Source organism: Bradyrhizobium yuanmingense (genome assembly GCF_025200905.1).
In the GTDB taxonomy this organism is placed as follows: Bacteria; Pseudomonadota; Alphaproteobacteria; order Rhizobiales; family Xanthobacteraceae; genus Bradyrhizobium; species Bradyrhizobium yuanmingense.
This window is the reverse complement of record NZ_CP104173.1, coordinates 5,183,892-5,205,799: the sequence shown is the minus strand read 5'-3', so window position 1 is coordinate 5,205,799 and position 21,908 is coordinate 5,183,892. Positions and strand designations below refer to the sequence as shown.

19 protein-coding genes are annotated in these 21,908 nt (G+C 63.8%); 6 read left to right on the top strand and 13 right to left on the bottom strand.

Annotated features, from left to right (window positions below; genetic code table 11):
- Positions 1 to 89: 89 nt before the first annotated feature.
- Together N2605_RS24660 and N2605_RS24655 are read right to left on the bottom strand one after the other, a co-directional pair.
- Positions 90 to 2,099 carry a putative bifunctional diguanylate cyclase/phosphodiesterase gene (locus N2605_RS24660; protein WP_260343377.1) on the bottom strand — a complete coding sequence of 670 codons (2,010 nt, stop codon included), beginning with the start codon at positions 2,097 to 2,099 and terminating at the stop codon, positions 90 to 92.
- Between the two features lie 268 nt (positions 2,100 to 2,367).
- Positions 2,368 to 3,501, bottom strand: coding sequence for a hypothetical protein (locus tag N2605_RS24655; protein WP_260343376.1), 1,134 nt, complete (start codon positions 3,499 to 3,501; stop codon positions 2,368 to 2,370).
- Positions 3,502 to 3,960: 459 nt separating this feature from the next.
- On the opposite strand from N2605_RS24655, the gene N2605_RS24650 reads away from it, so the two are divergent.
- A complete protein-coding gene (locus N2605_RS24650; RefSeq protein ID WP_260343375.1) occupies positions 3,961 to 4,770 on the top strand; it encodes an ABC transporter substrate-binding protein in 810 nt (269 codons plus the stop codon).
- Here the strand turns inward: N2605_RS24650 and N2605_RS24645 are convergent.
- Positions 4,744 to 5,442: an ABC transporter permease gene (locus N2605_RS24645; protein WP_036007971.1), complete on the bottom strand. Its 699-nt coding sequence runs from the start codon at positions 5,440 to 5,442 to the stop codon at positions 4,744 to 4,746. The genes N2605_RS24650 and N2605_RS24645 overlap by 27 nt on opposite strands.
- Positions 5,443 to 5,758: 316 nt before the next feature.
- Here N2605_RS24645 and N2605_RS24640 point away from each other — a divergent pair, with 316 nt between their 5' ends.
- The 4 genes from N2605_RS24640 to N2605_RS24625 all read left to right on the top strand — a co-directional run bounded on the left by N2605_RS24640 (position 5,759) and on the right by N2605_RS24625 (position 9,970).
- A complete protein-coding gene (locus N2605_RS24640) occupies positions 5,759 to 6,610 on the top strand; it encodes a 3-hydroxybutyryl-CoA dehydrogenase (RefSeq protein ID WP_036007996.1) in 852 nt (283 codons plus the stop codon).
- A gap of 137 nt (positions 6,611 to 6,747) precedes the next feature.
- Positions 6,748 to 7,212: a group III truncated hemoglobin gene (locus tag N2605_RS24635; RefSeq protein ID WP_036029348.1), complete on the top strand. Its 465-nt coding sequence runs from the start codon at positions 6,748 to 6,750 to the stop codon at positions 7,210 to 7,212.
- Positions 7,213 to 7,449: 237 nt separating this feature from the next.
- Positions 7,450 to 8,103, top strand: a complete 654-nt coding sequence (locus N2605_RS24630) for a QcrA and Rieske domain-containing protein (RefSeq protein WP_260343374.1) — start codon at positions 7,450 to 7,452, stop codon at positions 8,101 to 8,103.
- A 142-nt stretch (positions 8,104 to 8,245) separates the two neighbouring features.
- Complete coding sequence (locus N2605_RS24625; protein WP_085969009.1) at positions 8,246 to 9,970, top strand: methanol/ethanol family PQQ-dependent dehydrogenase; 1,725 nt, start codon at positions 8,246 to 8,248, stop codon at positions 9,968 to 9,970.
- 92 nt (positions 9,971 to 10,062) lie between these two features.
- On the opposite strand, the gene N2605_RS24620 is transcribed toward N2605_RS24625, so the two are convergent.
- The 7 genes from N2605_RS24620 to xoxF5 all read right to left on the bottom strand — a co-directional run bounded on the left by N2605_RS24620 (position 10,063) and on the right by xoxF5 (position 17,983).
- Positions 10,063 to 10,320: a hypothetical protein gene (locus N2605_RS24620; RefSeq protein ID WP_036007962.1), complete on the bottom strand. Its 258-nt coding sequence runs from the start codon at positions 10,318 to 10,320 to the stop codon at positions 10,063 to 10,065.
- A gap of 72 nt (positions 10,321 to 10,392) precedes the next feature.
- Positions 10,393 to 12,705 carry a xanthine dehydrogenase family protein molybdopterin-binding subunit gene (locus N2605_RS24615; protein ID WP_036029355.1) on the bottom strand — a complete coding sequence of 771 codons (2,313 nt, stop codon included), beginning with the start codon at positions 12,703 to 12,705 and terminating at the stop codon, positions 10,393 to 10,395.
- 1 nt (position 12,706) lies between these two features.
- Entirely contained in the window at positions 12,707 to 13,159 is a 453-nt protein-coding gene (locus N2605_RS24610) for a (2Fe-2S)-binding protein (protein ID WP_024342565.1), read from the bottom strand.
- A gap of 648 nt (positions 13,160 to 13,807) precedes the next feature.
- A complete protein-coding gene (gfa, locus tag N2605_RS24605) occupies positions 13,808 to 14,371 on the bottom strand; it encodes an S-(hydroxymethyl)glutathione synthase (RefSeq protein ID WP_036007953.1) in 564 nt (187 codons plus the stop codon).
- Positions 14,372 to 14,402: 31 nt separating this feature from the next.
- Entirely contained in the window at positions 14,403 to 15,512 is a 1,110-nt protein-coding gene (locus N2605_RS24600; RefSeq protein WP_027574628.1) for an S-(hydroxymethyl)glutathione dehydrogenase/class III alcohol dehydrogenase, read from the bottom strand.
- A 60-nt stretch (positions 15,513 to 15,572) separates the two neighbouring features.
- Positions 15,573 to 16,064, bottom strand: a complete 492-nt coding sequence (locus tag N2605_RS24595; protein ID WP_036007993.1) for a c-type cytochrome, methanol metabolism-related — start codon at positions 16,062 to 16,064, stop codon at positions 15,573 to 15,575.
- Between the two features lie 113 nt (positions 16,065 to 16,177).
- Positions 16,178 to 17,983 (bottom strand): lanthanide-dependent methanol dehydrogenase XoxF5, encoded by a 1,806-nt coding sequence (gene xoxF5 / locus N2605_RS24590; RefSeq protein WP_036029357.1) that lies wholly within the window; start codon positions 17,981 to 17,983, stop codon positions 16,178 to 16,180.
- Positions 17,984 to 18,496: 513 nt separating this feature from the next.
- Here xoxF5 and N2605_RS24585 point away from each other — a divergent pair.
- The gene (locus tag N2605_RS24585) at positions 18,497 to 19,465 is read left to right on the top strand and encodes a helix-turn-helix domain-containing protein (protein WP_025037738.1); all 969 of its coding nucleotides are present in this window, start codon (positions 18,497 to 18,499) and stop codon (positions 19,463 to 19,465) included.
- Positions 19,466 to 19,520: 55 nt separating this feature from the next.
- Here N2605_RS24585 and N2605_RS24580 read toward each other — a convergent pair whose 3' ends face one another.
- From N2605_RS24580 to N2605_RS24570, 3 genes are all read right to left on the bottom strand, one after another.
- Positions 19,521 to 20,510, bottom strand: a complete 990-nt coding sequence (locus N2605_RS24580) for a Bug family tripartite tricarboxylate transporter substrate binding protein (RefSeq protein WP_036029360.1) — start codon at positions 20,508 to 20,510, stop codon at positions 19,521 to 19,523.
- A gap of 111 nt (positions 20,511 to 20,621) precedes the next feature.
- Positions 20,622 to 21,551 (bottom strand): substrate-binding periplasmic protein, encoded by a 930-nt coding sequence (locus N2605_RS24575; protein WP_036007940.1) that lies wholly within the window; start codon positions 21,549 to 21,551, stop codon positions 20,622 to 20,624.
- Positions 21,548 to 21,901, bottom strand: a complete 354-nt coding sequence (locus N2605_RS24570) for a c-type cytochrome (RefSeq protein ID WP_225127672.1) — start codon at positions 21,899 to 21,901, stop codon at positions 21,548 to 21,550. The genes N2605_RS24575 and N2605_RS24570 overlap by 4 nt, the downstream gene beginning before the upstream one ends.
- Positions 21,902 to 21,908 lie beyond the last annotated feature (7 nt).

The following is a 21,908-nucleotide window of genomic DNA, read 5'->3' as shown; positions in this document are numbered from 1 at the left end:
ACGAGGCTTTAGAGCATGATCCGGAAAAGTGCGTAGCGGTTTTCCGAAAAGATTATGCTCAAACAATAACCTAAAGCGCGCATCGCGCTTTAGGCCACGACCTTGGTCCCGGTGCCGTCGAGGCGCCGGCTCTCCTTCGCAAGATGGTCGCCAATCGCATCGGCCGGCATCGGCTTGGCGAAATAGTAACCCTGGATGAAGTCGCATCCCAGGCGGCGCAGGGTGTCGAGCTGAGCACGCGTCTCGACGCCCTCGACGACGCAGGCGATCTCCATGTCGTCGCAGAGACCGGTGAGCGATTTGATGATCTTGTGGCTAACGGGATTCTCGTTGATGTCGGAAACGAAGCTGCGGTCGACCTTGATCTTGTCGAGCGGCAGCCGGTGCACGTGGCTCAGCGACGAATAGCCGGTGCCGAAATCGTCCAGCGAAATGCCGCAGCCCATTGCCTTCAGCGTTGCGATCGATTGCTGTGCGCGGACGAAGTCGAAGGTGACGGCGGTCTCGGTGATCTCGAAATCGATCCGGCGCGGCGGCAGCCCGCTCTTCTCGATGATCGAGATCAGCGGCAGGATGCCCTCCGCCGCACAGACATCGTGGGCTGAGAGATTGAACGACAGGCGGATGTGATCGGGCCATGTCCTGGCGATGGCGAGCGCGCGCACGAGCAGCGCCTGCGTCAGCGGCCGGATCAGTCCGATGCGCTCGGCGGCCGGAATGAAATCGGCCGGGGAGACCAGGCCGAGGCGGGCGCTGCGCCAGCGCGCCAGGACCTCGAATCCGGCGGTGTGCTCGCTCATGGCATCGACGATCGGCTGGAACACCAGGTCCATCTCGGTGCTGAAATCGGCGGTGCGCAGCAGATTCTCGATGACTCCGCGACTGCGGATCTCGGCCTCGAGCTCGCTCGAGAAGATCACGGTGCGGCCGCGCAGATGGCGCTTGGCGTGATAAAGTGAATAGTCGGCGCACTCATAGAGGGCTTCCGCGGTCGTTGCCGATTGGGGAAACGAGGCAAAGCCGATCGAGCAGGACAGCCCGGTATGGGCGGTGTCGAGCTGGTAGGGAAGCCTGACCTGGTCGCCAATGCGCTGGCCCAGCCGCAGCAGGTCCGCATGGTCGGGGTCGCCGCAAACGACAAGGCCAAACTCGTCGCCGCCTAATCGGGCGAATTCGACCCGCTGCGGACCAAAGCCCTCGCAGACCTCGCGGATGCGCCGGCCGGCCTCGATCAGGACGCGGTCTCCGACCGAATGGCCGTAATTGTCGTTGATCGGCTTGAAACCGTCGAGATCGATGATGCCGACCGCGATCCGAACTTTCCTGCGTTCGGCATCGGTGAAGGCGCTCGACAGCTCGGCGAAGAAGCGGCGGCGGTTCGGCAGCTCGGTGAGTGAATCGAGATTGGCAAGGCGGAAGTTCTCGTCAGAGAGCGCCTGCGTCGCCGCCTGTTGCGCGAGCAGCGACTTGCGGCTGGCGACGAGATCGGCGAAGTCACGGTAGTAGATGAACAGCACCGTCACCATCGCGGCGGAAACCAGGAGGTTGTTGACCGCGATCGCCTTCAGCGTCGGCTCGCCCGTGGCAAAGAAGAACAGCACATAGGGCACGTCGACGATCAGCGTCACGATCAGCGCCGCCGAGCGCAGATGCATCAGCGAGAAGATGCAGCCGATCACGGTGACCGCCATGTAGAACGCGACCTGGCTCTTGGCGAAGGGATCGCCGTAGGGGTAGAGCGCGAAGGACCAGGCGGTGAAGCCGGCACCGATCGGCAGGGTCAGCCAGTTGGTGGCGCGCAGATTGCGCAGGATGTCGGCATCGCTGCGCACCAGCCGGCGCTGGCGTAGCCACCAGAAGGTCCGCAAGCCCGCGAGCACCGTCAGCACGGCCGGCACGATCATCGTCAGCCAGTCCGGCGCCACGTTCACATAGGTGTAGGCGACCGCAATCGTGTTGCTGATGAGGATGAAGTAGAGCAGCGGGATCTGCTTGGAGAAGGCGTCGAACTGCGCCCGCGTCAGGTCCGGATTGTCGGCGGGAACGCGAAACAATCGCATCGCGGCGGCAAGATGAGATTTCAAATCGGCAACAGGCATTGCAATACGAGCCCCAGATCCCCTGAAAAACGTGGGCAATCTTGCACGGCAGGGGTAAAGGGGCCGTTAGATCAATTCTGGCCCGGGCAGGCCAGCACTGGTTGCGCGCTGCCTTACGATTTTCCGATCGCGTGCATTGGTGAGGTCCCGTTAAGGATATCCGGCCGCAGCGTGCGCACGTCTCAGGCACAGGTCGCCCGAAATCGCTGCAGCTACCGCCTGCTATCGCCCATGCGCGACATCAGCCTAGCACATGGCCACGGTCGGATCAGGCGAGGACGGCCTGGCGCTCGCGCGCCGGTTCGCGGACGCGCTCGCTGGTCCGCGGCTCGGCAAGCTGCGTGAAGCTCCGATGGCTCGCCTGAACCGGTGCCTCGACGATCACGCCCTCACAGACGATCTGTCCGCCGAGCATCCTGAATTCCAGCTTGTCGTAGCGCGGCATTGTCTCGCCGGGTGCCGGGGGCAGCAGCCCGATGCTTCCCTGGATGTTCAGCGCGGCTTCGCCGGTGCCGTGCAGCCGAGGATTCCACATCCTGATTCCGCTCTCCGCCCAGCGCTGCCGGATCAGCGCCGCGCGGTCGGCGGGCTCTGCGGCTCTCGCGCGAACTTTCGGGACGTTGCGGATCTCTGGCGAAGGAGACGCGAGAGCCGGAGCCGGCTCGATATCGGTGACACCGCTCAAGGAGTCGTTAGTCGCAGCAGCGAGCGGAACATCGTTTGTAGGGACTTGCGGGCTTTCGACAACGAGCGCCGGTTCGCTGTCGGCGCTGGCTTCAGAGGCATCAGTCGTGACGCTATCGGCCTCGGCGCGGAGAAGCTCGACTTCTTCGACGGCGACCGGATCGACGGCAGCGGAAACGTCGGGCGAGGAGGCTGCCTCGATGATGACATCAGGGACATCAGTCAAGGCGGTCGCGACCTCCGCTGACGAAATCACAACCTCTTCTACGACGGCGGAGTCGACCTCTGCAGGAATCTCAGCAGGCGATGCATCATCATCAACGATGGCGAGATCAGAGGCTGCAACTGGCTCGCTCTCCGCACCGACCGATGCAGCCAGCACCTCCTCGGAGGCTGGCGGCGTCGCGGGCGCCTCGATTTCCGTCACGGTCTCCGGAGAGGAGTCCCCGCTGATACGGATTTCGTCGGACGGATTCTCCGCGACGACAGACACAGCCGCATCGTTCTCCGCGACCAGAGCCTGGATGGCGGGGACAGCGTCGTCGCGCACCGGGGCGGTGCTGATCTCGGCGCTTGGAGCTTGAGCCGGGACCGCGACGTCTTCGATGATGGCGGGCGCAGCGTCCGTGACGGTCGGCGCGACCTCAATGTTGCCGCTGTGCGGCACAGGCCGGAGTCGGGAAAACGCCCAGTTCACCGCAGGGATGCGGCGCAGCAACGATATCAGTCTCGAAAGCACTGGGAGTTGTCCAAGAGGTACTCGGCGTGAGGCAATCGCTGATTCGCCAGCAATGTGAAAACCTGCCCCGGCCGTCACATCCGTGTCAACGTAGGCAGGACCAATTGCAGAACATCCACGCATCCAGCGCGCATCCGCCCGAGTTACGCAACCCGCACAGCAGCCGATGATGCAATAATACCCCTGTTTTGCCCGACGCCGCAAGCGCGCCTTCGGTAATACCGAAAATGCTCAGGCGTTTCAACCCCATCGCTACTGTGCATGGGGTTGTTTTTTCACTTCTTGTTTTGCAGGCGTGCCTAGTCCGCGCCGGCGCGTTTTTTCTGTCAGACGAGGTGCACCGCCCGCATCAACTCTCGTTGCGATCCGAAGCTTGGGGTTCCCGCCATCCTCGCGAGCCGCTATTCAGAACCGTCATTGCCCAGCCCGGGACGTCGCATGAGGAAGCTTGTCACCATCGGAGCGGTTCTGCTCTGGTCCACCATCGCATCCGCACAGGATCGCACCATCACCGTGGCTTCGACCACCTCGACGGAACAGTCGGGGCTGTTCGGTCATCTGCTGCCGCTGTTTTCGAGGGCCGAAGGCATCGGCGTGAAGGTCGTCGCCGTCGGCACCGGTCAGGCGCTGGACATCGGGCGGCGTGGCGATGCCGACGTCGTGTTCGTTCACGACCGGACGGCCGAAGACAAGTTCATGTCCGAAGGGCAGGGCGTGAAGCGCTTCGACGTCATGTACAACGACTTCGTCATCATCGGCCCCAAGAGCGATCCGGCGCAGATCTCGGGCAGCAAGGACGTGGTCGATGCGCTGCGCAAGATCGCGACGCAGAAGGCGCCGTTCATCTCGCGCGGCGACAAGTCCGGCACGCATGCGGCCGAGCTGAGACTATGGAAGGAGGCAGGCGTCGACCTCAGTGCCGGCAAGGACATTTGGTACCGGGAGATCGGCCAGGGCATGGGTCCGGCGCTGAACATGGCCTCGTCGTCGAATGCCTACCTCCTGTCGGACCGCGGCACCTGGCTGTCGTTCAAGAACCGTGGCGAACTCGCCATCCTGACCGAGGGTGACAAGCGGCTCTTCAACCAGTACGGCGTCATGCTGGTCAATCCTGCAAAGCATCCGAACGTGAAGGCAAAGGAGGGACAGGCTTTCGTCGACTGGCTGGTTTCGCCGCAAGGGCAGCAAGCGATCGCCGGGTACAAGGTCGGTGGCGAGCAGCTATTTTTCCCCAACGCGCCCAACTAGGACGAAGGCGACGGTCGAGACCGCGACGCTGAGAGCGAGCAGGATCAGCCCGAGTCCGAGCGCCAGCGGCAGCTCGCCTTTGCTGGTTTCCAGCGCGATCGCCGTCGTCATCGTGCGGGTGAAGCCGCGGATGTTGCCACCGACGATGATGATGGCACCGACTTCCGCAATGGCGCGCCCGAACGCGGCGAGAAAGGCCGTCAGCAACGAGGTCCGGCCGAGCGCGAACAGCAGGGCCATGCTGCGCAGGGCCGACAGCCCGTCGATCCGCGCCAGGTCGCCATACTCCGCCCACAACAGGCTTGCCGGCCGGTGCACCAGCGCCACCACGATCGGCGTCGCCAGCAGCGTCTGCGCGATCACCATGGCGGCCGGCGTGAACAACAAGCCCGCCGCCCCGAACGGGCCGGACCGCGACAGCAGAAGATAGAGCGCGAGCCCGACCACCACCGGCGGAAGCCCGAGCAGGGCATTGGTCAGAATGATGATGATTTGGCGTCCCCGGAAGCGGGTGATCGCAAGCAGGGCTCCAAAGGGGGCGCCGATCAGGAGCGCCAGGATGCTGGCGGTCAGGCTGACCCGCAACGACAGGGCGACGATGCCCAATAGCTCGGTGTCGGCGTCGCCGATCAGCGCAAAGGCGGCACCGATGGATCGTGCGAAATCGTTCATCCGGTCTCGGGCAAGCCCCTGTTCCGCGGTAGCCCCGCGCCGCCCTTCTCGCTGCTGCCGCTGCCATAATCAAGGGGCCAGGGGGTGGGCAACCCCGCCGGAGCCGTTGGAGAAGGGCTCAGGATGATCGATAGACGCGGCCAGGGACCGACAATCGAGGCGCCTGGCGGCCCCGCGGGCGGCTTTCTTCCGGCCTCGGATGCGCTAAGGAACAGGATCGGGTCGCGCCGGCCCAATGGCGGTGCTAGACCCTAATGCAGGAACAATGGAGCCGGGCTGCGACTGGCGCGCCCGCAAGGATGAAGGATGTGACGCAATGATCCAGACCGTTGGCATCATCGGGGCAGGGACCATGGGGAACGGCATCGCGCAGGTCTGCGCGGCCGCCGGCCTCTCGGTCGTAATGGTCGATATTTCCGATGCGGCGGTGAACCGCGGCCTTTCGACCGTCGGCGGAAGCCTCGAGCGGCTGGTCAAAAAAGAGAAGATGTCGGCGGCCGACCGCGAGGCGACGCTCAAGCGCATCACCGGCACCACGGACCGGGCGAAGCTGTCGGATTGCGACCTCGTCATCGAGGCCGCGACCGAGAACGAGGAGCTCAAGGTCAAGATCCTGAAGGATCTCTGCGCCACCCTGTCGCCGCGCACGCTGGTCGCGACCAACACCTCCTCGATCTCAATCACCAAGCTCGCCGCCGCGACCGACCGTCCCGACCGCTTCATCGGCATGCACTTCTTCAACCCGGTGCCGGTGATGGCGCTGCTCGAACTCATCCGCGGCCTGCAGACCTCGGACGACACCCATGCCAAGGCGCTGGATTTCGCCAAGCGCGTCGGCAAAGTGGCGATCACGGCCAAGAACAGCCCGGGCTTCGCCGTCAACCGCATCCTGTGTCCGATGATCAACGAGGCGATCTTCGCGCTCCAGGAGGGCATCGCGACGGCGGAAGAGATCGACGCGGGCATGAAGCTCGGCTGCAACCATCCGATCGGGCCGCTCGCACTTGCCGATCTCGTCGGGCTCGACACCATGCTTTCGGTGATGGAGGTCTTTTACAAGGGCTTCAACGATCCTAAATATCGGCCAGCGCCGCTGCTGAAAGAGATGGTCGATGCCGGCCATCTCGGCCGCAAGACCGGGCAGGGCTTTTACACTTATTCCGCCTGACGAAGGCATTGGCGGCGGGCGCCCAGCGTCCGCCGCCAGATCCCGCAATTTGCGCTGCGACAAAGACGCCGCGTGCGATAGGCCCGACAATGTCGAACGGGCGGCCTGCGGGGATAACGGAACGGATAGCAAAGGACATGTCGGATCGACTGAAGGCCGAGCGGGAAGCTGCGGCCGCGCGCCGGAGCCTGTTGACCCAGGATGCGATCGAGCGAACCGGGATCACCGAGGAGATGATTGGAGAACTCGTCACCCGCTTCTACGGACGCGTGCGAGAGGACGCGCTGTTGGGGCCCGTCTTCGGCGTCGTGCAGAATTGGGACGAGCATCTCGCCAAGCTCAGGGATTTCTGGTCGTCGGTCGTGCTGATGAGCGGCCGCTATCATGGCTCACCGATGCGGGCACACCTGCCGCTCAGCCTGGCCGGCGGCCATTTCGATCGCTGGCTCGACCTGTTCGAGCAGACCGCGCGCGAGGTCTGCCCGCCGGCGGCGGCTGCACTGTTCATCGACAAGGCGCGTCGTATCGCCGACAGCTTTGAGATGGCGTCGGCAACACTTGCGGGCCGCATCGCTTCGCCGCGTCACGTGCTCAGGTCGTGAAGGACACGATGCCTGCGTGGGATTCCGCATCGCATCGTGGCGTCGCAGCAATTCCTCCATCATCGGATCTGATCTGCGAAATCATCATGCCATTCGCGCAAAGCGATGTAGAAATCGCGAAAACGCGCTTGAACGCATTTACTCCTGCGCAATCAACGCGAGCAAAGCCATATTGATGCACTGCGGCGCCAAGTCTTCGCCTTGTTTTCGGCAGAGTTCCAGCGCCTGCTAGCGGGCATGGCTCGCGCATCGTTCGATACCCATTCATCATCTTTCGAAAGTGCTACGGAACCCGACGTCGAAGCGGGCACCGAACAGACACGGCGATCCCTGCTGCTCGGTGCGATGGCGACGACGGCGTGTCTCGGCTGTTCAACCAGGGCCCGCGCAGGTGAGGATCCGCCCGGCTCGGATGAGCGGCCGCAGAAAGGTGATCTGCTCGTCTTCTCCGAAGGTGACCAGGAGGGAAAGCTCGTCACTGCGGCCGATCTCAAGGTCGGTGGACCGCCGCTCCATGCCTGGCCGAAGGACCCCACCACATCGGTGGTGCGCAGCGCCTCGCGGCTCAACGAAATCCTGATCATCAAGCTCGATCCCGCCGACCTCGACGAGAAGACCCGCGCGCGCGCCGTCGACGGCATCATCGCCTATTCGGCGATCTGCTCGCATGCCGGCTGTCCCGTCACCGCCTGGGTGAAGAGCGATGTCGGCGACAAGGAGGTTTTCAAGTGCATGTGCCACAACTCCGAATTCGATCCCCGCGCGGGCGCGCAGGTCGTGTTCGGGCCGGCGCCGCGGCGGCTAGCAGCGCTGCCGCTGGCGCTCGCTGATGGTTCGCTCAGCGTCGCCGGCAATTTCATGGGAAAGGTAGGTGGCACACAGCCAGGATGATGGACGGTTGCGGGCTGGGCCCGCCTCACGACTAGCCGCTTCCGCCGAAGGGCGGGCGACGGGACGAACGACAAGAATTCACAACAAGAATTCACAACAAGAATTCAAGCGGATGAAAAGGGGAACGTCCATGAAAACTTCCATGATCAGGAAGCAATGGTTACTGTCCGGCTTGGTCGCCTTCACGTGTCTTGCCTCAACCGCCGCTCTATCGGGGCCGATCGAGAGTTATTCTCCGGTCACCGCGCAGCGGCTGGAAAACCCCGAGCCCCACAACTGGATGCTTTACCGGCGCACCTATGACGGGCACGGCTATAGCCCGCTCGATCAGATCAACACCTCCAACGTGAAGAACCTCACACCGGTCTGGACCTTTTCCACTGGCGTGGTCGAAGGCCATCAGGCCCCGCCGATCGTCAACAATGGCGTGATGTTCGTGACGACCCCAATGGGCCAGGTGATCGCACTGAATGCGAAGACCGGCGACGAATACTGGCGCTACAAGCGGCAGCTTCCTGACGATCTGTTCCAGCTGCATCCGACCAACCGCGGCGTTGGTCTGTGGGAGGACAAGCTCTACCTCGCCACCACGGACGACCACGTGGTCGCGCTCGATGCCAAGACCGGCAAGGTGCTGTGGGACACGAAGGTGCAGGACTACAGGAAGGGGCAGTACCTCACCCTGATGCCCTTGATCGTCGACGGTAAGGTCATTGTCGGCGGCTCCGGCGGCGAGTTCGGCGTGCGTGGCTATATCGTTGCTTATGATGCCAAGGAGGGCAAAGAGTTGTGGCGGACCTACACCATCCCCGGTGAAGGCGAGCCCGGTCATGACACCTGGCAAGGCGACGACTGGAAGAACGGCGGCGGGTCGGCCTGGATGACAGGCAATTACGACAAGGAGACCAGGACGATCTATTGGGGTGTCGGCAATGCCGCGCCATGGCCCGGCGACTCGCATCCCGGCGACAATCTCTACACAGCCTCGGTGCTCGCGCTCGATCCCGACACTGGCAAGATCAAGGCCTATCACCAATACCACCAGAACGATTCCTGGGATTGGGATGAGGTCGACGCGCCGATGCTGATCGATTTGCAACGCAACGGCCGCACCATCAAGAGCCTGGTCCATCCCGGCCGCGACGCGATCTTCTGGGTGCTGGAGCGGACTCCGACCAAGATCAATTACGTCGCCGGATGGCCGTTCGTCTTCACTGACGTCTGGAAGGGCATCGACGAGACCGGCAAGCCGATCGTGGATCCAGCGCACAAGCCGGTGATCGGCAAGCGCGTCGAGTTCTGTCCCTCGCTGTGGGGCGGCAAGGATTGGCCATCGGCGGCCTACAGCCAGAGGACCGGCCTCGTCTACGTGCCTGCCAACGAGAATTTCTGCGGCGGCTTTACCGGCGAGAAAGTGCCACTCAAGCCGGGCGAGCTCTGGCTCGGCACCAAGCCGGAAGACATCGGCCTGAAGACAAAGCCGGGCGCGGATCATTTTGGCGAGCTCCAGGCCTGGGATCCCGCAACCGGAAAGAAGGTCTGGCAGCACAACTTCCCCAAGTCGCATCTGTTCGGATCGGTCACCGCGACCGCTGGCGATCTCGTCTTCGTCGGCGGGACCAACGACCGCTATTTCCGCGCCTTCCATGCCAAGACGGGCGAACTGCTGTGGGAGCAGAAGACCAACTCCGGCATCGTCGGCATGCCGGTGTCATATGAGATCGACGGCACGCAGTACATCGCGATCCAGTCGGGCTGGGGCGTCGACGCGCAGCGCATCCAGGATGCGCTCGTGACCAACAATATCGGCATCGAAGCCAACGTGCCGCAGGGCGGCGTCGTCTGGGTCTTCGCGCTGAAGAAATAGCTCCGCGGGCGGATCGAAAGAAGCGGAGCAGCGGGGGGTGGCGAATGCGGCGGATGGCAACATCCGCCGCATTTGTTTGCAGCGCCAGATAACTACTTCCCCTCGCGCTCGACCTTGTCCTTCTCCTTCTGGTTCATCTCGCGAATCTTGGGATCCGGATTGTGCTGCCCGGTGGTCTGGGTGGCGGAGGCGGGTGGGGCGTTGGCGTTCGGCAGCGAAGTCTGGTCGGGGCCGGTGGGGCGCGTCGCGGTGGTCGGCGGCGTCGTGTTGCTCTGGGCGAATGCGCCCGCGGCGGTCAAAAGAAAGGCGCCCGACAGCGAGACTGCGAGCGCACTTGAGATGTTGGTCATCGATCTGCTCCTGTCAGATCGATGGAAACGGCGCGAGGCGGCTTGTGTTCCGCCTCGCACTTCGGTTCCGTCTCACGCCTCCAATTGCTTGCCGATCGGAAGCGCGCGGATGCGTTTTCCCGTCGCTGCGAAGATCGCGTTGATCAGGGCTGGCGCGAACGGAGGAACGCCGGGCTCGCCGACGCCGCTCGGCGGCGTGTCGGGTCCGGGCGGCACGATGTAAACGTTGGTCACCACAGGCGAGTCGTCCATCCTGACGACCTGGAAGTCGTCAAAATTCTTCTGCTGCACCTTGCCGTCCTTGAAGGTGATCTCGCCGTATTTGGCGAGACTGAGCCCCATGATCGCCGCGCCCTCGATCTGCGAAGCGATGCGCTCGGGGTTGACATAGGTGCCGCAATCGATCGCCGTGTCGACCCGCGGCACCGTCAGCTTGCCCTTGTCGTCGACGGCGACCTCGACGATGGTCGCGATGTAGCTGACGAAGCTGCGGTGCACGGCGATGCCGAGACCGTGGCCCTTCGGCACCTTTCGTCCCCATTCGCCCTTCTCGGCGACCAGCTCGACCACCTTGCGCAGGCGCGCGGTGTCGATCGGGTAGCTGTCCTGGGGCTCGCCGTAATTCCAGAGGTCCTTCACGTTGGGCTTGACGATGCGAGGCGAGCCGATCAGCTCGAGCAGCATGTCTTTCTGGTCGCGGCCCGTTGCCTGCGCGATCTCGCCGACCATCGACTGGACGGCGAAGGCGCGCGGGATGTTCGAGACCGCGCGGAACCAGCCGATGCGGGTGAACGCCGCGGCTTCCGGGTTCTCGCACGAGATGTTCGCGATCTCGAACGGCATATCGACCAGGCCCATGCCGATCTCGAACGGCGCCTGATGCACCGTGCCGGCGGCAAAGGTCGAGGCGATGCTGGGAGCCACGCTGCGGTGGCGCCAGGCGATCACCTTGCCGCTCTTGTCGAGGCCGGCCTCGATCCGCTCGACCGAGACGGTGTGCAGGAAGCCGTTGTGGATGTCGTCCTCCCGCGTCCACTGCACCTTCACCGGCGCGCCGAGCTCCTTCGAGAGCAGCGCGGCTTCGAGCGCAAAGTCGCATTTCGACTTGCGTCCGAACCCGCCGCCGAGCAGCGTCACGTTGACCGTGACGTTGGCCTCGGGAATGCCGAGCGTCTTGGCGACGTCCTCGCGGGTGCCGCCGGGGCTCTGAACCGGCGCCCAGATCTCGGCCTTGTCGCCCTTGACGTCCGCGACCGCCACCGGCGTCTCCATGGCGACATGGGCGAGATGCGGAAGGTAGTATTCGCCGACGATCACCTTGTCGGCGCTCTTCAGGGCAGCGTCCGCATCGCCCTCCTTGCGCAGCACGAGCCCCGGCTTGCGCGAGGCCTCCTCGAGCTCCTTGCGGTAGGCGACGGAGTCGTATTTGCCGTTGGGACCGTCGTCCCAGGTCAGCTTCAGCGCGTCGCGGCCCTTGATCGCCGCGCCCGTGTTGCGCGCGATCACCGCGACGCCGCCGAGCGGCTGGAATTTCGAGGGCCACGGCCAGCCGCGCACCTGCATCACCTTCTCGACACCGGGGACCTTCAGCGCCTCCGCCGGCTCGAACTTGACCAGCTTGCCGCCGGTCACCGGCGGACGGGCGATCACGGCATATTTCATGCCGGGCAGCCGCACGTCGGCGCCGTAGTTCGCCTTGCCGGTGGTGATGTCGTGGAGATCGACGATGCCGATCTGGCCCTTGCCGAGATAACGGAAGTTCTTGGGGTCCTTCAGCTTGAGGCCCTCGATGCTGGGCACCGATTCCTTGGCGGCGTCGGCAGCGAGCTCGCCGAAGCCGAGCTTGCGCCCGCTGGCGCTGTGCACGACCTCGTGGTTGACCGCCTTGACCTCGGTCGCCGGCACGCCCCAGCGCTTGGCCGCGGCCTGCTCCAGCATTGTGCGGGCCGAAGCGCCGATCTGGCGCATCGGGATCAGATAATGCCGCGTGCTGCGCGAGCCGTCGGTGTCCTGGTTGCCGAACTTGACCTCGTCGCCATGGGCTTGCTGCACCTTGACCCTGGACCAGTCGGCCTCCATCTCCTCGGCCACGATCAGCGGCAGGCTGGTGCGCACGCCGGTGCCCATTTCCGAACGGTGCCCGACGATGGTGACGATGCCATCTGCGCCCACCGAAACGAACACGCGCGGATCGACCACGACGCCATGCGGCATCTTGCCGGCGCCGGTCTCGTAGGCGAGCGCCTGGCGCGACATCACGGGGGCGGCGAGCACGAAGCCGCCGGTGACGCCGAGCCCCTTCAGGATGCTGCGGCGCGACACCTTCTCGACCTTGATGTGCTTTTCGAAGCCGCGAAGCTTGCGGGGATTGTCGATGAAGTTCATGTCACACTCCCGTCGATGCGAGATGGACGGCGTTCTCGATGCGCTGATAGCAGCCGCAACGGCAGATGTTGCCGGACATCGCCTCGCGGATCTGGTCGTGCGAGGGTTTGGGATTCTCCATCAGAAGCGCCGCGGCCTGCATGATCTGGCCGGCCTGGCAGAAGCCGCATTGGGGCACGTTGACCTGACGCCACGCCTTCTGCACCGGGTGATCGCCGTTCGGATGCAGGCCTTCGATCGTGGTGACCTCGCGTCCGGCGACGTCGTTGACGGACGTGATGCAGGCGCGCACCGCTTGCTTGTCGACGATGACCGTGCAGGAGCCGCACAGGGCCTGGCCGCAGCCGTATTTGGTGCCGGTGAGACCGGCCTCGTCACGCAGGAACCAGAGTAGCGGGAGATCCGGGTCACCGTCCCAGCTCTGTTCCTGGCCGTTGATCTTCACCTTGATCATGATCGTGCCTCGCTCTTCATAAGCATGCCAAATTCAAAGTCCGCCGATGCCGGTCGGCGACCGCTCGTGCGTCGTCTCGCCACATCCCGCCGTAGTCCCGCGCGGGCAAATCCCGGAGGGAGGCAGGAACGCAGGTAGCGATGTCTGGATGTGCTCGATACCTCCCGTTTTCTTCTTAATTGATTGTACGTCGTGCGGCATCGTGACGGCGCGACCCTAGCAGAGATCGCGCCGACCCGGCGTTCACAGCCGAGTGTTCTCACCGGGAAAAGATTGCATCGACGGTTTGTCAAAAGCAGGGCGCGTCATCCGCCACGTTGCCTATCAAATGGACGCAACGAAAAAAGCTTCGTCCGCCGGCTGCACCGAACGGACGAAGCAGTAGGCCTCAGTCGAGGGAGGGAGAACGCAGAGCACCGCGAACTTCAAGCAGGAAGCGGACGGTCCTGCGCAGTCATTCAGAGACCAGGACTGAGGAGCCGATGGTCCTCACGCACGCGTGGTGCAGAAGCGGCGGCATCGCGCCGCGGTGGTCCCGGCAGCGGGGACCCGTGAGGCTCGCTGGCGGCAACGAACGCCAGCGAGTTGCAGATGGTGTAGCCAAGATCCGGCGGCCGGCCAGTTCAGGCGGGCGTCCAGGCAGTCTTCCTAAGCGGCTTTGGCCTTCGCGACATGGGTCGCGATCGCGTCCATCAGGGGCGGGGACAGGCAGTCATAGGGCTCGAGGCCGATCTCCTTCAGCCGCGAACGGATGCCGGCCATCTGCTCGGGCTTCACACCCGATTCGATCACGGAGGAAACGAAGGCGGCGAATTGCGGCGCCTGCGAGCCCTGCTCCTGGAACAGTTCGGGATGGATGAAGTCGAGGCCGTAGAACGGATGGTTCTTGTTCTCGATCCGGCCGTACATGTGCGTGCCGCAGGCCTTGCAGGCGTAACGCTGGATCACCGCGGAGGGGTCGACGATTTGGAGCTTGTCGCCGTTCTCGAGCACGGTGACGTTCTGGCGCGGCACGACGGCGACGACGGAGAAGGTCGCGCCCTGCGGCTTCCAGCACTTGGTGCAGCCACAGGCGTGATTGTGGGCGACGTCGCCCTTGATGCCGACCTTCACCGGGTGGTCGCTGCATTTGCAGGCCAGCGTGCCGCCGGCGAAGCTGCCGCTGCCTTGCTTGATGCCGTTGTCGATCGAGGGATGGAGTGCAACAGTCATGGTCGATCCTCCTTGGTGTGACGTTTTCGAGCTAGAACACGACGACTGAACGGATGGATTTGCCCTCGTGCATGAGGTCAAAGCCCTTGTTGATCTCCTCGAGCTTGAGCACGTGGGTGATCATCGGATCGATCTGGATCTTTCCGTTCATGTACCAGTCGACGATCTTCGGCACGTCGGTTCGCCCGCGCGCGCCGCCGAAGGCCGTGCCGCGCCAGTTGCGGCCGGTGACGAGCTGGAACGGGCGGGTGGCGATCTCCTTGCCGGCCTCGGCGACGCCGATGATGATCGAGGTGCCCCAGCCGCGATGGCAGGCCTCCAGTGCCTGGCGCATCACGGTGGTGTTGCCGGTGCAGTCGAAGGTGTAGTCGGCGCCGCCGTCGGTGAGGCCGACGAGGTGCTGAACGATGTCGCCGGTGATCTTCTTCGGGTTGACGAAGTCGGTCATGCCGAACCTGCGACCCCATTCCTCCTTGGAATCGTTGATGTCGACGCCGATGATCTTGTCGGCGCCGGCCATCTTGGCACCCTGGATGACGTTGAGGCCGATGCCGCCGAGGCCGAACACGACCACGTTGGAGCCCGGCGTCACCTTGGCGGTGTTGACGACGGCGCCGACGCCGGTGGTGACGCCGCAGCCGATGTAGCAGCTCTTGTCGAACGGCGCGTCCTCGCGGATCTTGGCGACCGCGATCTCGGGCAGCACGGTGAAGTTCGAGAAGGTCGAGCAACCCATGTAGTGGTAGATCGGCTTGCCCTTGTAGGAGAAACGGCTGGTGCCGTCGGGCATCACGCCCTTGCCCTGTGTCGCGCGGATCGCGGTGCAGAGATTGGTTTTCTGGCTGAGGCAGCTTTTGCACTGCCGGCATTCCGGCGTGTAGAGCGGGATGACGTGATCGCCCGGTTTCACCGAGGTCACGCCGGGGCCGATCTCGCGGATGATGCCGGCTCCCTCATGTCCCAGGATCGACGGGAAGATTCCCTCGCTGTCGAAGCCGTCGAGCGTGTAGGCGTCGGTATGGCAGATGCCCGTCGCCTTGATCTCGACTAGGACTTCGCCGGCCTTCGGGCCTTCCAGATCGACCTCGACGATCTCGAGCGGCTTCTTGGCTTCGAAAGCAACGGCGGCACGTGTCTTCATCGGTAGCTCCTCAAATTCTCATCAGGCGCCAAGAAGTAGTCCTGGCAGCCCTCGTAACGTTCATTTCTTGCCCATGCAGGCATCTTCAGCCTGGGTATAGGCCTCCGTCTTCTCCTCCTTTTTCGCAGGACGCTGCCGGCCCAAGGCGTCGGTGGAGCGCGCGCGGAGATAGACGTAGAGATCGTCCATGTAGCAGGCGACGTTCGGGTTGTCGCCGAAGGCCGGCATGACGTTCTCCTGCGCGGCCGAGATGTTCTTGCGGCCGGAGGCGACCACGCCGAGGAAGTCACCGTAGCTCATCGACTTCACGGAATCCCTCAGCGCCGGCGCGTATGTCGATCCCATGCCGTCGGGGCCGTGACACACGTGACAGTCCGAATGATAGCGGCGGTATCCGGAATAGGTGAACCAGTCCACGGTGCCGTCGGCCGAAATCTTGTAGGTCGGGTTTCCGTCCTTATCGAGCCACTTTCCGTCGTCTTCCTTCTTCACGGCGGTCGGGTCGCCCGGACCCTCTGCGACCGCGCTTCCTCCGGACACAACGAAGATCATCATCACAGCAATGACAGAGCAGATTTGACGCAAGAGATTGTTCCTCGGTCGGCATTCGGTGGAGACGAGCCGGCGCGTGGAGCGATCCACGCGCCGGAGCGATGCTGACGGGTTTAGTTCGGCAGCGAGAACACGGTCAGGGTACCGCCGAGCGCCGTGTAGTTGCTGAGGGCCGCGTAGCCGCCGACCGCACCGAGGCCTGCGGTCGGGTCGGTCAGGCCTGCCGCCAGTCCGATGCCGGCCCAGCCGCCCACGCCGGAGAGAATGGCAATGTATTGCTTGCCATTGTTCTCATAGGTGGTGACGTTGCCGATGATGCCCGAGGGAGTCTTGAACTTGTAGAGCTCCTTGCCGGTCTTGGCGTCGACCGCCTTCAGGTAGCCTTCGAGCGTGCCGTAGAACACCACGCCCCCGGCGGTTGCGAGCGCACCCGACCAGACCGAGAACTGCTCCTTGTTCGACCAGACGATCTTGCCGGTCTTGTTGTCCCAGGCGATGAAGTTGCCCATGTGGCTTTCGCCCTGCGGCGGATACATCGAGAGCGTCGCACCCACATAGGGCTGACCCGCGGTGTAGCTCACCTTGAACGGCTCATAGTCCATGCAGACGTGGTTGGTCGGAACGTAGAACAGCTGCGTGTCCGGCGAGTAGGCTGCCGGCTGCTGGTCCTTGGTGCCGAGCGCGGCCGGGCAGATGCCCTTTGTGTTCTTGTCCTCTCCGCCGTGCTCGGTCGAGTATTGTGCGACGACCTTGGGACGGCCGTAGGTCGGCGAGTTCTTGTCCATGTCGACGCCGCTGGTCCAGTTCACCTTCGGGTCGTACTTCTCGGCGACCAGCAGTTCGCCGCTCTCGCGGTCCATCGTGTAGGCGAGGCCGTTGCGGTCGAAGTGCGTCAGCAGCTTGCGGTTCTGACCGTTGATCTGCTGATCGCTGAGGATCATTTCGTTGACGCCGTCATAGTCCCATTCGTCGTGGGGTGTCATCTGGTAGACCCACTTCGCCATGCCGGTGTCGGCATCGCGGGCGAAGATCGCCATCGACCACTTGTTGTCGCCGGGACGCTGCTTCGGGTTCCAGGTCGAGGGATTGCCCGACCCGTAATAGACGAGGTTCAGAGCGGGATCGTAGGAGATCCAGCCCCAGGTGCAGCCGCCGCCGATCTTCCACTGATCGCCCTGCCAGCTCTTCAGCGAAGAGTCCGGGCCGACCGGCTTGCCGAGCGACGTCGTCTTCGCCGGATCGACCTTGATCTGATCATCCGGGCCTGTGGAATAGGCGCGCCAGACCTGCTTGCCGGATTTGAGGTCGTATGCGGTGACATGGCACTGCACGCCGAACTCGCCGCCGGAGATGCCGACCAGGACCTTGTCCTTGACGACCAGCGCAGACGACGTGCCGGTCTCGCCCTTCGCGGGATTGCCGTTGGTCGCGGACCAGGCCACTTGGCCGGTCTTGGCGTCGAGCGCAACGAGGTTGGTGTCGGCCTGATGCAGGATGATCTTGCCGTCGCCGTAGGACAGGCCGCGGTTGACGGTGTCGCAGCACATCACGGGTATGACGTTCGGATCTTGCTTCGGCTCGTACTTCCAAACGATCTTGTTCTCTTGCGAAAGGTCAATAGCGTAGACCTTATTCGGGAACGGCGTGTGGACGTACATCATGTTGCCGATGATCAGCGGGCCGCCTTCGTGGCCACGCAGTACGCCGGTCGAGAAGGTCCAGGCAACTTGGAGTTTCCCGACATTCTGTGCGTTGATCTGGTTTAGCTTCGAATAGCGGGTATTGGCGTAGTCGCCCGCCGGCATCACCCAGTCTTTCGGGTTTTGCGACATCTTGATCAGCTCGTCATTTGCTGAAGCGCTGCCGACGGCGAGAGCCGCCGCCGAACCAAGACAGGTCGCCAGAAGCACCTTGCGCATAGTCATTCCTCCGTTGGTCTCGTTTATTATTTCCGAAGCATTGCTCAATCGCCGGGCTTCTCGTCCGGCGTCTGCTCGTGCAGGGCGGTCACGATGGGGACCAGAAACGATGCTGTGCTGTTTCCTCCTCCTGATGAGAGCCACGGGTCCACGTGCAGGAGCGGCCCGTTCTTGTTGTTCCTGCCGCAATCCCTAACGGCTTCGCCATCGGGAAACTTGCCCAAGAGCGAAGGCGGTTTGCTCGACAGCGCACGGAGGTGAAGATTTTGATTTTGCAGTAGCGAATTCAGCGGCTTCGGTGCGCCCTCGAGGCCGCCTCGGCGCTCAGGTTCCCCTTGACGGCGCTGCAACTAAGGCGGAGGATTAAGTTTCAAGAGTGGCAATGGAACGATGGCGCTCGTTGCAAGAGACCGCTCAAATGCGAGGTAAACGTCACGCAATCACGGCTGAGGGCTCCGGCAGCGCTGGTTGCGATTCGCGCCGAACCTCCGGATCAAATCAGTGGCTGGATTAATGTCCGACACCATTCACACGCTCTCGACGACCGGGATGACGCCGAAGCGGCAGATCCAGAGCTGGATCGACGGGCTCACGAGCCTGTGCGGGCATTTCGACGTCGATCCGCTGGAAGCGTCCTCGCTCGAAGGTCGCATCGATTACACCACGGTCTCGCGCCTGAAGCTCTGCCAGATCGAGGTCAGCCAGCATCGCATCGCGCACACGCTGGCGCGCGCCAAGGCCAATGAACACCCGTACATAAAGATCCACTTCCAGACCTACGGCGTGTCTTATTTCGAACAAGAAGGCCGTCACATCGAGATCAATCCGGGCGACATCATCGCCTATGACGTCTCCTGTCCACATTCGATCATCAGTCCCGCCTTTACCCGTCACGACGTGGTGATCGTGCCGAAGGCGCTGCTGCGCGACCGCGGATTCCCATCGCAGCGGATGCCGGCGTGCAAATTGACGGCGAAGACGGGGACCGGGCGGATCGCCCACGATTTCGTCCATGCCACCTTCGACGAGGCGGCAAAGCTGTCGGCCAACAGCGCGGTCGGCGTCGCCGATTCGCTGATCGACCTATTGCTGCTGCCGCTGCGCGAAGCCGACACGATGTTCGATCGTGTCGGGCCCGAAGCGATGTATGTGCGCGCCCAGTTCTTCATCCGGGAGCACTTGCGCGACCCGGATCTGTGCATCGACCAGATCTCGGCCGAGCTCGGTTGCTCCAAGCGCTATCTGCACATGCTGTTCTCGGAGCGCGGCACCACAGTGAGCGACTACATCTGGCAGGCGCGGTTGCAGAACTGCCGCCAGGAGCTCGAGGCCCACGCCGGCAAGACCATCACCGACGTCGCCTTCTCCTGGGGGTTCTCCAGCTCATCGCATTTCAGCCGGGTGTTCCGAAAATACTTCGGCGTGGTGCCGTCCTCGATCCACAAGGCACAGCAGGGCGCTGCGAGCTCGGGCGAGCATTAGACGCGGTTTTTCCAGAAGCGGCGAGGCCGTCCTCCTGATGCGCCCAACTGTCTGATCAGGCCGGCTCGAGGCCCAACGACTTCGCGCTCTCGATCCAGATCGGCAGCTCGCGCTGGTACAGCGCATTAGTCTCCTTGAAGCCGATCGCGGGCTCGAGCACGAAAGTCGAGAGAACCTCCTTCACTTTTGGATCGGTGTTGGCGGCGACGCAGAGCTCGGCCAGGCGGTCGACCACGGCTTGCGGCGTCGCCTTGGGCACGGCCCAGCCGGTGAATCCGCTCACGGTGAAGAATTTCGACGTGGCGCCCTGCTCGGGAAGGGTCTTGATCGCGGGGATCGCATCGACCTTCTTCGAATGCACGGCGAACACCGTGCCGCGGTCGCTTTGCAGGACCGACTGCGCGGCCGTGTAGCTGCCCATCGCGGCATCGAGGGTGCCTTCCAGCATTCCCGTCCACATCGGCGCCTCGCCGCGATAATGCACCGGCTCGATGTTGAGGCCATACTGCTTGTTGAGCTCGTTGACGGTCATGTGCGGGGCCGAGCCCGCGCTGTAGGTGCCGAAATTCACCTTGCCGCTCTTGCGCGCGAAGGCGACGAAATCCTCCAGCGTCTTGACCCCGGTCTTGGGGTTCGCGACCAGCAACAGGCCCGCGCCGGGAATGACGCTGACGAGCGTCAGATCCTTGTCCATGTCGTAGCCGGGATTTTTCATCACCACACGGTTCATGATGTAGGTGGTCGAGATCGAGCACAGGATGGTGTGGCCGTCGGGCTCGGCGCGGGCGACTTCCGCCGTCCCGATCGCGCCGGAGGCGCCGGGCTTGTTCTCGATGACGACGGTCTTGCCGACCTGCTTGGAGATGAACTCGCCATAGGCGCGAGCGAGCAGGTCGGTCTGGCCGCCGGCGGGATAGCTGCAGATCATGCGAATCTGCCGCGCCGGCCAGCCGCCCTGTGCCGATGCGCCGCGCGCGACGAACGGCATCGCCAGTGCACCGGTACCGGCGGCGATGAAGTGGCGGCGATCGAGCTTGGCGGACATGATTCTCTCCCTGATTTTTGCCGAACCTACTGCATCAGGCCGTCGCTGCCATGGGCCGCAGGCGAGACAGATTGGCGCATTGGCTCGCACTGCGTTCGGGCCGCGGGAGCCTCACCGCTGGATGATCTTCGTCCAGACATCGCCGAGGATCGCGGGCTCGCGCGGCGGCAGATAGGTGAGGCCGGCCTGCTTGCCGAATTCGGCGATCTTGCCCGAAGCCGTGAGCTCCGTCAGCGCCTTGTTGACGGCCGCGATCAGCGCGCCATCGCTGGCGAGCCCGACATAGCCGCGATTGGCTCCGATCGGATAATAGTAGCCGGACGCCGTGATCGCCGTGTCCGGGTGCGCGGCGCGATGGGCGTCGAAGCGGGCAAGATCGATCAGCGTCGCGTCATGGTCGCCGCGCTCGAGTCCGCCGAGGAGATCGTCGCGGCCGGGGACGAGATGGGTGATGTTGTCGATCAGGCGCCCCTTGTCGAAGGTCATCAGGATGGCGTCGCCGAGCGATCCGCTTTCGATGGCGAGACGAAGGCCGGCGAGATCGCCGATGTCGCCGACCTTGCGCCCGCGGGCCTTTGGCCCCAGCACCACCGTCATCGGCGAATAGATGTAGGGCTGGCTCGGCGCGAGCACGCCGAGCGGGACGCGGCGCCGCCGATCGTCGCGCGTGGCGCCGGCGAAACCCGGCAAGCGCGCCGTCTTCATCCCGGGTGCGACAAGCGAATCCTGCGTCAGCGCGTAGCCGCCGACCAGCGAGCAGCGCCCGTCCGAGAGCAACGCATTGGCCTCGAGCTGCGGGCTCGAATCCTCATCCAGCCTGCTCTCGAACCACTGGATCTTCAGCGGGCGTCCCATCCGCTCGGCGATCGCCTGCGCCAGCAGCACGTCGAAGCCGGCATCCGGCTTGTCGCGGCGATGCACCGAGAGCGGCGGCCTGTCCTCGTCGAGACAGACCTTCAGAGGATCGTCGGCTGCGAGAGCGACCGACGCCATCGCGGATAGAACGGCCGCAACGCTCCAGGCAACGCGCCGGCCCCTCATGGCTTCCTCCGGCTGGAGACGAACGCCCAGAGGTTTCCGATCTCGTCGTCGCTGAGAATGTCGGCCCAGGGTGGCATCTTGTTGTTCTTGCCGTTCTTCACCGTGGTGACGAAGCGCGTCTTGTCGTCGGGAATGGCACGCAGATCCGGCGTGACGGTGCCGGAATTCATCAGATTGGGGCCGTGGCAGTGGGAGCATTTCGAGGCGTAGGTCGACTTACCATGGTCGATCTGCGCCTGCATGGAATTGCCGGTGGTGTCATCGGCGCGGGCGGTCGCCGCATGCGCGACCGAGAGCACCGCGACGGCGGCGATCATCGCCGCCGTCTTGTGAGAGATCACTTTCAGCATCGTACCC

What these genes read in the sequence shown, in the direction of transcription:
- N2605_RS24635 (WP_036029348.1), top strand. Translation starts at nt 6,748, where the DNA reads ATGTCGGATCGACTGAAGGCCGAGCGGGAAGCTGCGGCCGCGCGCCGG.
- N2605_RS24660 (WP_260343377.1), bottom strand. Translation starts at nt 2,099, where the DNA reads ATGCCTGTTGCCGATTTGAAATCTCATCTTGCCGCCGCGATGCGATTG.
- N2605_RS24625 (WP_085969009.1), top strand. Translation starts at nt 8,246, where the DNA reads ATGATCAGGAAGCAATGGTTACTGTCCGGCTTGGTCGCCTTCACGTGT.
- N2605_RS24630 (WP_260343374.1), top strand. Translation starts at nt 7,450, where the DNA reads ATGGCTCGCGCATCGTTCGATACCCATTCATCATCTTTCGAAAGTGCT.
- N2605_RS24585 (WP_025037738.1), top strand. Translation starts at nt 18,497, where the DNA reads ATGTCCGACACCATTCACACGCTCTCGACGACCGGGATGACGCCGAAG.
- N2605_RS24600 (WP_027574628.1), bottom strand. Translation starts at nt 15,512, where the DNA reads ATGAAGACACGTGCCGCCGTTGCTTTCGAAGCCAAGAAGCCGCTCGAG.
- N2605_RS24570 (WP_225127672.1), bottom strand. Translation starts at nt 21,901, where the DNA reads ATGCTGAAAGTGATCTCTCACAAGACGGCGGCGATGATCGCCGCCGTC.
- xoxF5 (WP_036029357.1), bottom strand. Translation starts at nt 17,983, where the DNA reads ATGCGCAAGGTGCTTCTGGCGACCTGTCTTGGTTCGGCGGCGGCTCTC.
- N2605_RS24595 (WP_036007993.1), bottom strand. Translation starts at nt 16,064, where the DNA reads ATGATCTTCGTTGTGTCCGGAGGAAGCGCGGTCGCAGAGGGTCCGGGC.
- N2605_RS24575 (WP_036007940.1), bottom strand. Translation starts at nt 21,551, where the DNA reads ATGAGGGGCCGGCGCGTTGCCTGGAGCGTTGCGGCCGTTCTATCCGCG.
- gfa (WP_036007953.1), bottom strand. Translation starts at nt 14,371, where the DNA reads ATGACTGTTGCACTCCATCCCTCGATCGACAACGGCATCAAGCAAGGC.
- N2605_RS24615 (WP_036029355.1), bottom strand. Translation starts at nt 12,705, where the DNA reads ATGAACTTCATCGACAATCCCCGCAAGCTTCGCGGCTTCGAAAAGCAC.
- N2605_RS24610 (WP_024342565.1), bottom strand. Translation starts at nt 13,159, where the DNA reads ATGATCAAGGTGAAGATCAACGGCCAGGAACAGAGCTGGGACGGTGAC.
- N2605_RS24580 (WP_036029360.1), bottom strand. Translation starts at nt 20,510, where the DNA reads ATGTCCGCCAAGCTCGATCGCCGCCACTTCATCGCCGCCGGTACCGGT.
- N2605_RS24650 (WP_260343375.1), top strand. Translation starts at nt 3,961, where the DNA reads ATGAGGAAGCTTGTCACCATCGGAGCGGTTCTGCTCTGGTCCACCATC.
- N2605_RS24620 (WP_036007962.1), bottom strand. Translation starts at nt 10,320, where the DNA reads ATGACCAACATCTCAAGTGCGCTCGCAGTCTCGCTGTCGGGCGCCTTT.
- N2605_RS24640 (WP_036007996.1), top strand. Translation starts at nt 5,759, where the DNA reads ATGATCCAGACCGTTGGCATCATCGGGGCAGGGACCATGGGGAACGGC.
- N2605_RS24645 (WP_036007971.1), bottom strand. Translation starts at nt 5,442, where the DNA reads ATGAACGATTTCGCACGATCCATCGGTGCCGCCTTTGCGCTGATCGGC.